The sequence below is a fragment of the Desulfobotulus pelophilus genome (assembly GCF_026155325.1).
Taxonomy (GTDB): domain Bacteria; phylum Desulfobacterota; class Desulfobacteria; order Desulfobacterales; family ASO4-4; genus Desulfobotulus; species Desulfobotulus pelophilus.
In genome coordinates this window covers 13,906-28,444 of the sequence record NZ_JAPFPW010000020.1, presented here as the reverse complement: position 1 = coordinate 28,444, position 14,539 = coordinate 13,906, and the positions used below count along the sequence as shown (strand labels likewise).

Genomic DNA, 14,539 nt, shown 5'->3' with positions numbered 1-14,539 from the left:
TAAAAAAAGGACTCTTGCTTTGGAATGTGAATTCCGGTCAAAAGTCCTGCGTACCTTTTTAAAAAAGTTCACTGAATACAAGCCGTATGGCAACGGAACCTACAGACAGTATAAAGGAGAACAATCGTGGAAATCAAAATTCTCGGACCGGGCTGTGCCAAATGTGGTCAGGCGGAAAAAGTGGTGAGGGAAGCCGTAGCCGAAGCAGGCATTAACGCTTCCATTGAAAAGGTATCCGATCTCCTCAAAATTGCAGGATATGGCGTTTTCGGAACCCCCGCCGTTATCATTGACGGAGATGTAAAAATGGTTGGCAAGGTACCTAAAAAAGAAGACGTACTGGGCTGGCTCCAATAAAACAGGGGCAGGGAATCCCTATGCAGGGTTTCCTTGCCTGCTCCTCTACCCCTCTTCCGACACAGACGCTCACAATACAACTCCGAGCAAAGGATCGCATGCACCCTGTCGCCATTGCCAAAAACTGCCTCTGGCAAATGCCGCTGATACTCATTGTTTCCATTCTTCTGGGGCTGGGAAGCAATGCGATCCGTCAGAATGGCCTGCCCCTTTCCCTGAGCCCGCATGAAGTCCGCGAGGCTTCCGGAGAAATCATACCTCCGGATGAAGCCCTCGTCCTTTTTCAGAAAAAAAACACCCTCTTCGTAGACGCACGCAGTCAAATGGAATATAACAAGGGCCGCATTCAGGGAGCTGTTTTCCTTCCCCATGATGATTTTGATGCCTTCATACCACATTTTTTCGAACGGGTTCCCCCAGAACAACCCCTTGTGGTCTATTGTGACGGTGCGGTATGTGACCTGAGCCACGTCGTGGCAGAACGTTTACGGGAATTGGGCTATGAAAATGTCCGGGTTCTCATCAACGGGTGGGGACTCTGGCAGCAAAAGCAATTACCCACGGAAAAGGGGGACTGACCATGCCCCATGAATCATCCCGGGAGCAGGCCTTCCCATGGGAACACCTCGCCCTGGCAGGAAGGCTTGCCATGGCGGTCATCTTTCTGGCGGCAGGCATTCCCAAGATCTTCAACCCCCATGGCTTTGCGCAGATAATTGAACTTTATCAGATCCTCCCGGCATTTCTTATCCAGCCCGTGGCCCTGATCCTTCCCTGGCTGGAAGTCATCCTCGCCATTCTGCTTGTGACCCAGAGGGCCTATCCCGCTGCGGTTGTGCTCACCAATCTGCTGCTCATCAGCTTTGTGGCTGGTCTTCTTTTCAATATGTACAGAGGCCTTGATATTTCCTGCGGGTGCTTTTCCACGGATCCGGAAGCTACGGGTGATGCTTTTTTCTACCTCCTGCGTGACGCATCGTTTCTTCTTCTCTCCTTCTACCTTCTTGTCCATCTTGTAAGGAAACAACCATGAAATCCACCGGTACATTTTTTTTTCTTCTTATCCTTTTTTCCGCCCCTGCCCTGTGGGCAACCCCCTCCATCCCCGAACTGCCTGTCAAGGGAATGGTCACCATGATTGATCTGGGTGCGGAAAGCTGTATCCCCTGCAAAATGATGGCTCCCATTCTCAAAGAGCTGGAAAAAGAATATGAAGGCAGGGCAGCCATCGTTTTTATTGATGTCTGGAAACATAGGGATCAGGCTAGAAAATACGGTATCCGGGGCATTCCCACCCAGATTTTTTTCGATAAAGAGGGTAAAGAAGCGGGCCGTCATGTGGGATTCATGGATAAAAAAAGCATTGAGGATGTGCTGAAACAACTTGGCGTGGAATAAACAAGGGCCCCCCCTTTTTGCCAAAAACACAGGCTGCAAGGAAATAGCAATCATGCTGAACGAATTTTTCATTACCCTCCATCACTGGATGATGGGAGGATTCTGGATCGGTGCTGCAGCCAGCTTTATCTGGGGCATGGTGAGCGTTCTCCTGTCACCCTGTCATCTGGCTTCCATCCCCCTGATTGTGGGCTATGTGGCTGGGCAAGATGAAAAACCCAAAGCGTCAAAGGGTGTTTCGTACGCTCTTTCCTTTACCACGGGTCTTTTTATCACCATTGCGGTACTGGGTATCCTCGCCACCCTGCTGGGCAGAATGATGGGTGAAATCAGCCCTTACTGGACAATTCTGGTGGGAGCCATCCTGCTCTGGATCTCCCTGGACATGATGGGTGTGCAGGCCTGTTCCCTGTCCGGCGGCGGCACCCTTTCAAAGTTACGGGTCCGGGGACTTTCCGGAGCTTTTATCCTGGGCCTTGCCTATGGAATTCTTTCCGGCTCCTGCACCTTCGGTTTTATCGCCCCGATTCTCGCCCTCATGACCCTGCAGGAAACCATGGCCTCGGGCCTTGTCTTTATCGTGCTCTTTGGCATCGGCCACTGCCTGCCCATTGCCATTGCCGGTTCCAGCATGGCTCTGGTGCGCAGGCTTCTGGAAAGCACTTTTTTCCAGCAGGGTGGCTTCTGGTTCAAAAAAACAGCCGGTGCCGGCATCGGGCTTCTGGCACTCTACTTCATTGCCCGGCCTTTTATTGCGGATGCACCCTTATAAAAAAGGGGACGGTGGAGAATTCTTCTCTTCTGTCCCCCCCATCCCTTTACCATCTAAAAACCGCCCATGCCTCTTCTGAGGCTTTCCAGCACAGCCAGATTCTTTTCCATTCGCTGCACGTCATCCTCAAGGCTCCCATCCCTGGTCCGCAACCGCACCTGAGCCGCTTCCATGGCACCCTGAATATTCGTCACCGTATCCGCAAGACGCTGTCTCACCCGTGCGGAAAAACCAATGAAAGCGTTGTTCACGTTCTGCACCATGGCCCAGCGGATATTCCCCGCATTCCGCCGTGCAAGCTCATCCATACGCTGCCCTGTGGATTTCAGCACAGGAAGGGAATCCGTATTCCAGGTATTTGTAACCCAATAGGGTTTCTTTTTCATGATATCTACGCCATCCTGTCCTGCCGCACAGTAAGTTTCCTGAAAAAGATCGGCAGCCGCATGGCGCAGGGTTTCAATCAGACCCTCCAGGCGAGCCTCATGCCCCGCAAAACACCGCACCAGATATTCTGTGACCTTTTTTTGAAAAACGGCCTGCTGTTCGGCGAAAAAATCAGGAATGGCCTCCGCCCAGGCTTTTTCCACCAGCTTACTGGAAAATAGCCCCTTGCCCCCCTTCGCTTCACGCCCCATGATCCCACTTAAAAAATCCATAGATTCCTGATGCATTTCCTCCGCCGCTTTTTCAACAAAAGCCAGGATACGCTTCTTGTCCCCTGCAAGAATATCCTGAATCAAGTGGCCTTCCTCTTCGGCCTTTTCAAGGCTTTTGGCAAAAAACGCCCTCTTTTCTTCCAGCACCTCCTGGGGCAGACGAAAAGCTTTCAGGGCAATGCGCGCTTCCATCAAAACCGCATCCAGCACAGCCCTGCCCCGCAAAGCCACAGCGTTCATCAGGGCAGCCATTTTTTTTCTCGCCAGAAAATCCCCAAGAAATCGCTCAAGGTCTGCCATACCGCAGGCGGCCCAGGTTTCTTGATCCTCTGCCTGTCTGGCTTCAAGCCCTCTGCGGGCGGATACACAGAAAACCACCACGTCTTCCGACAAGCCAAGCTCCCGCATCAAAATCCCCCGATAAAAACCAAGGGCCTCTTCCAATTCATCCTTTGCCAGATAATCGATCTTATTCAGTACAAAAATCAGCTGCGGAACCTTCTTCTGGACCTCCCGCAAAAAGGCCAGTTCCACCGCCGTCATGGGCGGGTCTGCCGAAATCAGAAAAAGTGCGGCATCGCAGGACTCCAGAAAATTGAAAGTCGCCGTCGTATTATGAAGGTGGGTCGATCCAATGCCAGGAGTATCAATGAGAACAAGCCCGCTAGAAAGGATGGGAGCTGGCAGGTCCACAAGCACTTCACTGACTTCCCGCCTGTTTTCAGGATTCTCCTTTTCCGTGACAAAATGTGCCAGCCAGGCACTTCGCTCCGCCGTGGATTTCCCCATAAAAGACTCCTGGTTTTTTCCTGCTCCATGGCACACAGAAATTCTGGGAGCTTCGCCAAACTGAATAAAAGTAGGTGCTGCGGTCAGGGGAAGTACGCCCATGGGCAGGATGGCCTCACCCGCAAGGGCATTTAAAAGGGTGCTTTTACCCCGCTTGAACTGACCCAGAACAGCCAGATGAAAGCGGCCTTCACACAGGCGCTGATTCAGGTGGGAAAGGTTTTCCCCATAATGAAGAAATCCCGATCCCATCCCGGAAATCTGATCTGCGGCTTTTACAAGCAGGGCTGAAAACGCCCAAACCTTATCCTGGCTGGGCAAAGATAGGCTCGCCTGGTGCATGGTCACCTCCTCATACGGCAGTTTGTTTTCAGTACCTTAAGGATCCACAGGGAACAAGCCATAAAAAAACCGCCTCAGGCCTTTTTTTACCAATCCCCTTTCGCCACAACATGGCGCATACAGGAGTCATCAGCCCGGCCTGGGCGGTTCCGGGGAACTCCATCCCCTTCTGGATGGAAGGCTATAATAGGGTATAAAAAGAAGTCAAGAAAAGAATCCCACAAGAAAAAGTCCGGACTTGACATGTAACAGCGGTTACATAATGATGCGTCCTATGAAAAAAATAAAATGGCTCCTGCTCACCTACAAAGTACCCGCAGAACCCGCAAGAAAACGGGTGGCCCTCTGGCGTCGTCTCAAAGGAATGGGAGCCGTTTATCTGCAAAACGGAGTCTGTATTCTTCCCAAAACCAGAGACCATCTGCGTACCCTGAAAATGCTGGCCCATGAAATCACGGAAATGGGCGGAGAGTCCGTTCTCATGGAGACCCTGGGGCTGGATCAGGCCAATGAAGAAAAACTCATGACCCGGTTCAGGATGGATCGCAACGAGGAATATGAAGAATTCATCGGTAAATGCCAGGATTTTGAGTCTGAAATCCACAAAGAAACCCTGGCGCGTCATTTTACCTATGCGGAGCTGGAAGAAAATGATGCGGACCTGAAAAAGCTCCAGTCCTGGTTGCATAAAATCCAGAAACTTGATTTTCTGGGAGCGCCCCTCGCCGATGAGGCAGAAAAAAAACTGCAGGCTTGCGAAGTCCTACTGGACACCTACGCCCGCCAGGTATTTGAGACCTATGATGAAAACAGTGATAATCCGCCAAACCAGAACGGGAAATAGGCACAGAAAGCCCCTTCCATCCCCAAACCGAGGCTGCCTGCCAAGCCACCTCCCCCCATCCTGCCACCCGCCTTAACGCAGGAGAAACGCAATGTTTCTGCATACCGGATGATGGCCTTTGCCATCCTCCACCTACCGATACTGTTTCTCCTGATTTGTATACACAGAGGAGTTTGTCCATGTACCAGATATGCCTCGTCGGAATTGGCGGCTTTTTCGGTGCGATTGCAAGGTATGCTATGGCAGGCCTTGTTCATCTCCTGACGAATACCCTTTCCTTTCCTTACGGAACCCTTGCAGTCAATGTCATCGGCTGTTTTCTCATGGGGATCTTATCCCATCTTGCGGAGTACCATTCCGGAATGACGGCAGAGGTTCGCTTATTGCTCATGATCGGATTTCTGGGCTCATTCACCACCTTTTCCACTTTCAGCAACGAAACCATGAACCTCATGAACAACTCCTTTTTCATGGGTACCGTGAATATCGCAGCCCATGTGTTCCTTGGCATGACCGCCTTGATGCTTGGCCGTTTCTTAACCATCACACTCTGGAGATGACACCCATGAAGCTTCTGGATGAAGGACAACTGCTCAGAATATACATCGGGGAAAGCGACACCTATGAAAAAATTCCCCTCTATGAATGGCTTGTTATTGAAGCTAAAAAGCAGGGACTGGCGGGCGCAACCGTCTTTCGTGGCATCATGGGCTTTGGCGCCAACAGCCGCATCCATACCTCCAAAATCCTGCGCCTTTCCTTTGACCTGCCCATTATCGTGGACATTGTGGATTCACCGGATAGGATACAGAATTTTCTCGCCAGTGTCGGAGATGTCATCCACAGTGGCCTGGTTATTCTTGAAAACACCAGAGTGCATCTTTACAGAAACAATGTACAACCTTGAAAGTTCATCGGATCATCGGGGGGAAATCCGGATCAAAGCCACTGTTCCGGAGAACATAAAAAACGCGGCAATGCCAAACCCGAGCATGGGTGAAAAAACCGTCCACAACACACCCACCAGGGAACTGGAAATGAATTTTGCCGTTCCATTGACAGTCCCCAGAGCGCCATAGCTCATCGCCAGGGTCTCAGGCTGAACCATTTCCGCCGTTACCGTCGATTCCAGCGTTTCCTGCACAGCCATATACAGTCCGGCCATAAAAAAGATCCCCACCAGCAAGGGAAGGCTGTCGGTACCGGCCCAGCATGCCAGGGCTGTCAGAACCGCCGTCAGCGTTCCCAGGACATAGCCGGTGATCAGCACAGGCAAATGACCGATGCGGTCAGCCACAAACCCCACCGGACAGGACACGGCGACCTGCACGACATTGCGCCACACGTACAGAAGTCCGGCCACCTGACTGGCCTTCACGATACCGAAAGAGGGAGCCAGCAATGTCGTTGCGGCCAGAATCAGCAGGCTATGGGAAAAATCGCCTAAGCCGAACACCCCCACCGAAGCCAGGTAGCGTTTAAACAGTAGCGGCAATCCCTGCAGCGTGCTGAAAAATTTCAAGCCTGGATTGGGAGCATGCTGGGGGTCTTTCACCAATATCAGAAAGGCCAGCACCGCCATAAGACCTGGGATCATCGATATCCACAGCACAAGACGAAAAGGGCCGTCAGCACCGTTCCAATGCCAGCCCTGGGCCAGGCCGAGCAGTGCAACCCCCAGCAGAGGGCCTGCCACCGCGCCAATGGTGTCCGTCGCCCGGTGAAAACCAAAGGCCCGCCCTCGTGTTTCCGGAGTGACCGACTGTGTCACGATGGCATCACGCAAAGGGCCCCGCAGCCCCTTGCCAAACCACGATACCAGCCGCCCCAGCAGGATCAGTGGCCAGCCTGCCGCCAGAGCGATCAGCACCTGCCCGACGGGAGTCAAGCCGTAACCGACCAGCACCAGCAGTTTCCGGTGCCCCAGCTTGTCAGCGATATAGCCGGAAACCATCTTTGTGAAGCTCGCCACCGCATCAGCGATACCTTCGATAATACCCAGTACCGCTGCAGGAACGCCAAGCACGGCAAGAAAACCGGGGAGAACCACTGTGGTGGTTTCGTAGCAGAAATCACCCAGCGCACTGGTGATGCCCGCTCCGGCCACGGTCCGGTTAAACCAGTGTGAAGATCTCCTGGCTGTCATGCCTCCCCTGTCGTCTTCTGCCGATGGTGCATCCATGGATTCGTCTGGTTTGTTCATTTTTACACCCTAAACCTATCACCTGCAGTCCAAGCCAAATAAAACGCTGAGTTAATGCAATAAACAAAATCCGCGTTTTGACACCCGCAGAGATCCTCTCAATGACCCGTATCCGCCCGACAGCCGTATCCAAAATCACAGGCGACTATGGCCAGTTCCATGAGTACCTCCTGTTATGAAAGATCATCCCCGGCATCCGCTGTTCAGCCTTCATAATTAAAAGATCTGTAACCTTAATAATGTAACCATAGTAACATATAATACCTTATTCGTATCCGATAAAAAACAAAACATCAACCGGATCACTCTCTCCCCTCCACAGGCTGGGATGAAATGGCTTTCCTCCCCGGTTCTGCAGGACATATCCCAGACATCGATACTCTCGTGAAGCAAGCCAAGGGGCATTCCCGTTCAGAGGCGTATTTTATTGTAACATCTATAAAATAAAGGTGATATTGTCACAAATAAAGGTCCGGAAAAATGGCGGGAGTTTGAAAAGGCAGGTCTTAAAACATATCCATCCGTTATCCAATCTGCCAGCGGATCGGCGCCGGATGCTGGCCTTCCCCTTTACCACACAAAACTCCTTTGTCGTTCTCCCCAATGCCTTCGCACTTCCATCGGAACTTGAGCTTGCTATGGTGGTTATCGTATTTCAGTCTTTGATGGAACTGCTGGCAGGAGTCGTCATATCTGGTGGATTCAGGGTAAACCCTTCCCCATCTCCGGGCCATCCACAAGAAAAGAGAAAAAAATCTTGACCTGAAAAACATCCCTGTGCTATGGACAGTCGGTTTTTTACAGGGGTTTTTTTGTACCCTGCCAGCCATCAACCTGAAAATGGAGACCCGTAACAGCAATGGACGAAGGCAGTAGTTGCTTACCAGCATTCCGCTTTCCCAACAGGCCTCTGGCCACAGCAATGCGTCTGCGTGCTGAAAGGACGGCAGTTCTCCTGACAGGCTCCTAGCCTCTCACGGTTCCCTCCGCCGCCCCTTTCCCATGTGCGGCGTGTTTTTTGAGGTGAACCATGAAAAAGCATTCCATCTATCCCACCCTTCAGACCTTCATCAGCAGCAACAATAACAGGGAACTCGTCCAGTTCTGCGCCAGACAGCACCCTGCCGACCTAGCGGCGGCCCTCGAAGACGCCCTGACTCAGGACATCTGTCTTATCATGACCCGGCTGGACCCGGGAACGGCTTCAAAAATTCTGTCCCACATGACACCAGAGCTGCAATCCAAAGCAACCATTGTACTGTCCGATGAGGTGCTGAGCGCGATCATCCAAGCCATGTATGCCGATGACCGGGTGGATCTCATCCGCAACATTCCCGACATCCGGAAAGACCGACTGCTGCACATGCTGGCCAAAGCGGAAAGGCAGGACATCCTTAAACTGGAATCCTATGCCGAAGGCACGGCAGGTGCCATCATGACATCGGATTATGCAGCCCTGCCTGCCGATATCACCGTAAGGGAAGCCCTGGAAAAGCTGCGACTGGAAGCACCGGATAAGGAAACCATCTATTATGCCTATGTCATTAACAGAAACCGCAGCCTCATCGGTTCCGTCTCCCTGAGGGAGCTCATTCTTGCCCGTCCGGAAACAAAAATTCAGGACATCATGCATATGGATCCGGTCCGGGCCAAGGTGGAAGAGGATCAGGAAGAGGTTGCCAGAAAGATTCTTAAATATGATCTTCTCGCCATTCCCGTGACCAATGGCAACGAGGTACTGGTGGGCATCATTACCCACGATGACGTGGCCGATGTGCTGCAGGAAGAAGCCACGGAAGATTTTCACCGCTTTGGGGCCATAAGCCACAAAATCCCTGATCTTAACCTGAATATCCGGGATGCCGGTTTTTTTTCCATACTCAGAAAACGCCTTCCCTGGCTTCTGGTGCTGGTTTTCATGAACATCTTCTCCGGTGCGGGGATAGCGGCCTTTGAAGACACCATTGCGGCGGTTGTCGCCCTTGTTTTCTTTCTTCCCCTGCTCATAGACAGCGGCGGCAATGCAGGATCTCAATCTGCCACCCTGATGGTAAGGGCTCTGGCTGTGGGGGATGTCAAACTTGGAGACTGGCTAAAGCTGCTGAAAAAAGAGATCGGCGTAGCCATTGGAATAGGCCTGTGTATGGGACTCGCCGTATCCATGATCGGTATTTTCCGGGGAGGTCCGGATGTGGCTGTGGTGGTGGCCATGACCATGGTACTCACCGTTCTTTTCGGCAGCCTTGTGGGCATGAGTCTTCCCTTCCTCCTCACCCGCTTTCGGCTGGATCCCGCAACGGCCAGTGCACCCCTCATCACATCCATTGCGGATATTGGCGGTGTTCTGATCTATTTCAGCATTGCAACCTGGTATCTGAAAGATATTATAAGCGCTGCGGGAGCGGCATGAGCAAGGGTGGCACACTCAAGGGGACAAGGGTTCCTCCACCTGAGAGCGGCAGAACGATGCACCCACATCCAGCCCGTATTCTGTCATTCAAACAGAAATGACCTGCCCCCGCCTGCCGCAGCTTACCCCTGCAGCGGGCGGGGCAAAACAGCCCATACTTCCCTCTGCCTCCCGTGACCGCCTTCTCTATTCAAAACCAGCGAACCGAAGCAACGGACGACAAACAGACTTGCAGACTCCATGGACCTTGCCGCTACAAAAACATTGCCTTTCCTTCTTGCCGGGTATAGAAAAAAAGCTTTGATGGTGAGACTCTCTATCCTTCCCCAATGAAAGAATCGGCCATGCTTCACCTTGATCTTCCTCCTCCCGTTTTCCACAAAATCTTTTTGTCATAAGTTACTCACCGTCCGAACCAAGGCCTTTTTGTCGTTTTGACGGTTACCGACAAACCGAACCCACAAATTCCACTGCACACCACAGACTCGGCCTGACCCCCATGCCCGACCTGAGCCTGCGTGTCTGTTTATACCGACATCCATGGAGGCTTCTCTCATGCACTTTGCCGTTTTTCACCGTATAACCTCGTCCTGTCAGCCGGAAATCCGCATGGTCTTTTCCAGACACTACTTCCGCAGTCATTTTATGCAGGATCTGGGTGCCGGTATCACGGTGGGGATTGTAGCTCTCCCCCTGGCCATTGCCTTTGCCATTGCATCGGGATGCACACCGGGGCAGGGGATTTTTACCGCCATTGTGGCAGGATTCATCATCTCTTTTCTGGGGGGAAGCCGCTTTCAGATTGGTGGGCCAACCGGGGCCTTTGTTGCCATTATTGCCTCCATCATGGCCCAATTCGGATATGAAGGACTCTGCGTTGCCACCTTTATGGCCGGTATGTTTCTTTTTCTGATGGGACTTTTCGGTCTTGGTCAAATGCTCAAATACATTCCCTATCCCGTCACCACAGGCTTTACCTCTGGTATCGCCCTCTTTATTTTTTCCACCCAGCTACGGGAAGGGCTCGGCATCGCTGCCAAGCCGGAAGGATCTTCCTTCCTGGATCACATGAATCATGCTGTCTCCCACATGGGCGAAGCGGACCCCGCAACCCTGGGCCTCACTCTTTTCACCATTCTGGTCATGGTCATGGTGCGCCGGACAATACCAAAAATTCCCGCCCATATTGTGGGTATCCTTTCCGCCAGCATACTGGTCTGCATGCTGGATGTGGAAGTTGCCACCATAGGATCCCGTTTCGGTGGCATACCGGCAAACCTCCCCTCTTTTCGCATTCCTGAAAATATCTGGGGCCTCATACCGGTCATGATTCCCAGCGCCCTCACCATTGCCTTTCTGGGTGGGATCGAATCTCTTCTCAGTGCCAGCGTAGCGGATGGAATGACGGGAAAACGACACAACCCTGACACGGAGCTGACGGCACAGGGCTTGGCCAATATGGCTTCCGCCTGCTTTGGCGGTCTTCCTGCCACAGGCGCCATCGCAAGGACAGCAACCAGCATACGTGCCGGTGCCCATTCGCCCATGGCAGGGATTTTTCACGCCATCACCCTTGCCCTCTCCATCCTATGCCTCGCACCACTGGCTTCCCGCATTCCCATGGCCTGCCTTGCCGGTGTTCTGATCATCGTTGCCTGGGATATGGGAGAAATCCACAAGTTCATCACCCTCCTCCACTCTCCGGCCGAAGATATCTTTGTCATGCTGGTAACGTTCATTCTCACTGTTTTTGCAGGACTCACCCTTGCCGTTCAGGTTGGTGTGGTTCTTGCCGCCCTGCTCTTCATGAGACGCATGGCGGCATTAGCCCACTTTGACCTGCATCCCCACACCCCTTCCGGTGACGAAACACTCCCCATCCCGGGTGAAGCCATTCAGGTTTATGAAATCGAAGGCCCTTTTTTCTTTGGGGTGGTAAACCGGTTTCTCGACACCTTTCAGTTCCTGAACAAACCACCGGCCATTCTTATTTTACGGATGCGCAGAGTGGAAAGCATCGATGCCACAGCCGCTCACGGGCTGGAAATTGCCATTGACCGGCTGCAGGCACAAAAAACATGCGTTTTTATCTGCGGGCTTCATCCAAAAGTCCATAAAACCATGCAGCAGATGCAGATCTGCCCGAAAATCGATGAAGAGCACTTCTTTCCCTCCTTCTCCCAAGCTCTTGCTGCTGCGCAGGCCATGATACAGACAGACAAAATGGCTCACACCCGGGCACATGGCGAAACAGAAGGCTTATACGGGTAGCCTGGTGGCAAGCCCTGCAACGCCCAGACAAAAAAAAGACTGGACAGGCAAACGAACCTGTCCAGTCTTTTCCATAGGGCAGGATCGCAATTGAATCCTGCTCACCCAAAAAACAAACCTGTCCCAAACCGTCTCATACCGCTTGCAGAAGTCAGGCAAGGCCTGCTTTATCTGCCAACCCCAGAGAAAAATCTCTGAGACCACCAGAGACATAAAAGGGACCGCCCAGACTTTCCTCAAGCCCTTCCTTCCGATTTTACCAGACGCTGAGGTGTATTCAGGGCTTTCTGGCCTGAATGCGGGCACTTCTCACATAGGCTCCCGCATCCATTCCCGACACCCATTCCCGGATAAATTCCCGACTTTCCTCATGAACCTCAATCTGAATACCGGTAAATCCGGCTTTTTCAAGGAGCTTCTCCAGAAGCTCGGGCGCTATGGCGCCCGTAACTCAGGCACAGAGAGCGTCAGGATGATCCAGCAAGATACTGCTAAAGGGTTTCATCTGTACCACATCGGAAATGGCCAGCCTCCCTCCCTGCCGCAGAACACGGAAAGACTCCTCCAGAACCCGATCCTTTCTCGCAGAAAGATTCAGTACACAATTGGAGATAATCACATCCACCGAAGCATCCGCCACGGGCAAATACTCAATTTCCCCCAAGCGGAAAGACAGCTGAGACTTCCCCGCTTTCTCTGCATTAGCGCGGGCTTTATCCACCATCTCCGGCGTCATGTCCACTCCGATAACCAAACCGGTCTCACCCACCCTCTCTGCAGCAAGAAAAGCATCAAACCCAGCTCCACTCCCCAGATCCAGCACCACTTCACCTGGCTTGATTGAGGCAAGGGCCACGGGATTACCGCACCCAAGCCCCAGATTGGATCCCCCGGGAACCGATGCCGCTTCTTCCGCACTGTAACCAAGACGGGAAGCATCAATGGACGCCAGCCCACCGTCACTGCAGCAGCCCCTGTTCTCAGCCGATGCCACAGCTCCATAACGGTGCCGGATCATAGGTCCTGCCCCTTTATCCGAAATCATAACTTCTCTCCCCAACCTCACACGCTGTCATCATGCAGAAACCATTCCCCTGCCCCCTGAAAACGCCTTCTTTTCTTCCAAATCCGCCGTTTTTTCCGTCAGCAGGATAACAGCTTATCATTTAGCCAACAAGCTAAACATACTACCCATTGAGCTTTCTGCCAAGCTTATTTTTGCCAAACACTTTCATTCCGAAGGCTTTCCATCACACATGCTGCTTTCTCATGAAAACGCGTAACTTACCGTGGGAAGATACGATCACTCCAAATAACCTGACCCACAATACAGATATCTTTTAACGATACCGTACAAGACTCGTAGCGGGATCGCTTGCGGCTGATAACCCGGCACATACCTCCGGGAAGGAGCTCCAGCTCCCGAATCACAATAACATCGTCAAAATTCATGGCAAAAATACAGCCATCCCTGGGGCTGCATCGGCCCAGATCAATCATGACAATGCCACCATCCTGGATATGCGGCTCCATGGAATCTCCGCTAATACGCATCATAACCAATTTTCCAGGACTGGAAGCCACACGCCGGAGAAACCCCTTTCGGAACGCATACAGGCTCCGTCGGCTTTCCGCCACTTCCAGGGACTCTCCATCCGGCCCAAACCGGGCTTCCACCATGGGAACCCATCCGTAATGACCTGACTCCGACTCCGCCTCGGCTGATTCACTGCTTTTGTTGTCCTTCATTACGTCCAGTTCACTCAATGCACCGTTCTGCCCCACTGCTTCTTCTGGCCCTTCTGACCACGGCGTTACCGTTCGACGGACCGGACCGGTTCCAAAAAAAAGCCAATCCGAAGAAACGCCTGCAAGCTCTGCCACCTGAAAAATCCAGCCAGTGGGAAACTGGCCGCGCTTTCTGGCTGCAGCTATGGACTGCGGCCTGATATTTAAGATTTTAGCTAATTCAGATTCGCTTTTAACTTTTAAAACACTTTTCAGCCTATTCAAACGCTTCTCAAAAAGACCGGCATCAGCCTGGTTTTTCAGTGATTCTTTTTGAGAATTGTTATCTTTTGAGGTAATCGGCAACATAGGTGAGCGATTCCAATCCTTAAAAACACCTGGCAAGGAGTTAAAAACTGCGAAAAAACCAGTTTTTTATTGACATGGCGACAATATTTAGCTTACGATTTTTTCCCGAAGAACAAAACATGTCTCGGTAATCATTACAGCTTTGAACGAATTGAGACAACTCTAATCTGTTACGGATGACAGTCATCATAAAGGGAATGGAGCGTCCAGTGACAACCGAAAAGCCATACCGGTCTCTACAGGAACTCACTGGCAGGTTGAGGAGGGCAACTCACCCGGAAAGGTCATCCGGACTCAGAGAAATAGCACTGGCACACAGATCTGAAAACAGTTCAACGGCCACAGCCCCGGCTGCCCATATCCCCGAATCAAAGCGCCAACAGAAATGCCGTCATTT

At 52.1% G+C, this 14,539-nt stretch carries 14 protein-coding genes and 1 riboswitch; of the genes, 10 read left to right on the top strand and 4 right to left on the bottom strand.

Going from position 1 to position 14,539, the window contains the following annotated elements; translation table 11 throughout:
- The first annotated feature begins 126 nt into the window (after window positions 1-126).
- From OOT00_RS13670 to OOT00_RS13650, 5 genes are all read left to right on the top strand, one after another.
- Complete coding sequence (locus OOT00_RS13670) at window positions 127-357, top strand: thioredoxin family protein (RefSeq protein WP_265425950.1); 231 nt, start codon at window positions 127-129, stop codon at window positions 355-357.
- A gap of 98 nt (window positions 358-455) precedes the next feature.
- Entirely contained in the window at window positions 456-935 is a 480-nt protein-coding gene (locus OOT00_RS13665; protein ID WP_265425949.1) for a rhodanese-like domain-containing protein, read from the top strand.
- A 2-nt stretch (window positions 936-937) separates the two neighbouring features.
- Window positions 938-1,390 carry a MauE/DoxX family redox-associated membrane protein gene (locus tag OOT00_RS13660; RefSeq protein WP_265425948.1) on the top strand — a complete coding sequence of 151 codons (453 nt, stop codon included), beginning with the start codon at window positions 938-940 and terminating at the stop codon, window positions 1,388-1,390.
- Entirely contained in the window at window positions 1,387-1,755 is a 369-nt protein-coding gene (locus OOT00_RS13655) for a thioredoxin family protein (RefSeq protein WP_265425947.1), read from the top strand. The genes OOT00_RS13660 and OOT00_RS13655 overlap by 4 nt, the downstream gene beginning before the upstream one ends.
- A 52-nt stretch (window positions 1,756-1,807) precedes the next feature.
- Complete coding sequence (locus OOT00_RS13650; protein WP_265425946.1) at window positions 1,808-2,527, top strand: cytochrome c biogenesis CcdA family protein; 720 nt, start codon at window positions 1,808-1,810, stop codon at window positions 2,525-2,527.
- 53 nt (window positions 2,528-2,580) lie between these two features.
- Here OOT00_RS13650 and OOT00_RS13645 read toward each other — a convergent pair whose 3' ends face one another.
- Window positions 2,581-4,317 (bottom strand): dynamin family protein, encoded by a 1,737-nt coding sequence (locus OOT00_RS13645; RefSeq protein ID WP_265425945.1) that lies wholly within the window; start codon window positions 4,315-4,317, stop codon window positions 2,581-2,583.
- A gap of 113 nt (window positions 4,318-4,430) precedes the next feature.
- A riboswitch (Fluoride riboswitch) is annotated at window positions 4,431-4,493 on the bottom strand.
- A 98-nt stretch (window positions 4,494-4,591) separates the two neighbouring features.
- Here OOT00_RS13645 and OOT00_RS13640 point away from each other — a divergent pair.
- The 3 genes from OOT00_RS13640 to OOT00_RS13630 all read left to right on the top strand — a co-directional run bounded on the left by OOT00_RS13640 (window position 4,592) and on the right by OOT00_RS13630 (window position 6,068).
- Window positions 4,592-5,161, top strand: a complete 570-nt coding sequence (locus OOT00_RS13640) for a Chromate resistance protein ChrB (RefSeq protein WP_265425943.1) — start codon at window positions 4,592-4,594, stop codon at window positions 5,159-5,161.
- Between the two features lie 179 nt (window positions 5,162-5,340).
- On the top strand, window positions 5,341-5,721 hold the full coding sequence (gene crcB / locus OOT00_RS13635; protein WP_265425942.1) for a fluoride efflux transporter CrcB: 381 nt from the start codon (window positions 5,341-5,343) through the stop codon (window positions 5,719-5,721).
- 5 nt (window positions 5,722-5,726) lie between these two features.
- Window positions 5,727-6,068: a DUF190 domain-containing protein gene (locus tag OOT00_RS13630; RefSeq protein ID WP_265425941.1), complete on the top strand. Its 342-nt coding sequence runs from the start codon at window positions 5,727-5,729 to the stop codon at window positions 6,066-6,068.
- A gap of 12 nt (window positions 6,069-6,080) precedes the next feature.
- Here OOT00_RS13630 and OOT00_RS13625 read toward each other — a convergent pair whose 3' ends face one another.
- A complete protein-coding gene (locus OOT00_RS13625; protein ID WP_265425940.1) occupies window positions 6,081-7,364 on the bottom strand; it encodes an MFS transporter in 1,284 nt (427 codons plus the stop codon).
- A gap of 1,030 nt (window positions 7,365-8,394) precedes the next feature.
- Here OOT00_RS13625 and mgtE point away from each other — a divergent pair.
- Window positions 8,395-9,774: a magnesium transporter gene (gene mgtE, locus OOT00_RS13620; protein WP_265425939.1), complete on the top strand. Its 1,380-nt coding sequence runs from the start codon at window positions 8,395-8,397 to the stop codon at window positions 9,772-9,774.
- A 555-nt stretch (window positions 9,775-10,329) separates the two neighbouring features.
- Window positions 10,330-12,045 (top strand): SulP family inorganic anion transporter, encoded by a 1,716-nt coding sequence (locus OOT00_RS13615; RefSeq protein ID WP_265425938.1) that lies wholly within the window; start codon window positions 10,330-10,332, stop codon window positions 12,043-12,045.
- Window positions 12,046-12,496: 451 nt separating this feature from the next.
- On the opposite strand, the gene OOT00_RS13610 is transcribed toward OOT00_RS13615, so the two are convergent.
- Both OOT00_RS13610 and OOT00_RS13605 read right to left on the bottom strand, forming a co-directional pair.
- The gene (locus OOT00_RS13610; protein WP_265425937.1) at window positions 12,497-13,090 is read right to left on the bottom strand and encodes a methyltransferase domain-containing protein; all 594 of its coding nucleotides are present in this window, start codon (window positions 13,088-13,090) and stop codon (window positions 12,497-12,499) included.
- A 239-nt stretch (window positions 13,091-13,329) separates the two neighbouring features.
- Window positions 13,330-14,142, bottom strand: coding sequence for a LexA family transcriptional regulator (locus OOT00_RS13605; RefSeq protein ID WP_265425936.1), 813 nt, complete (start codon window positions 14,140-14,142; stop codon window positions 13,330-13,332).
- Window positions 14,143-14,539: the final 397 nt, after the last annotated feature.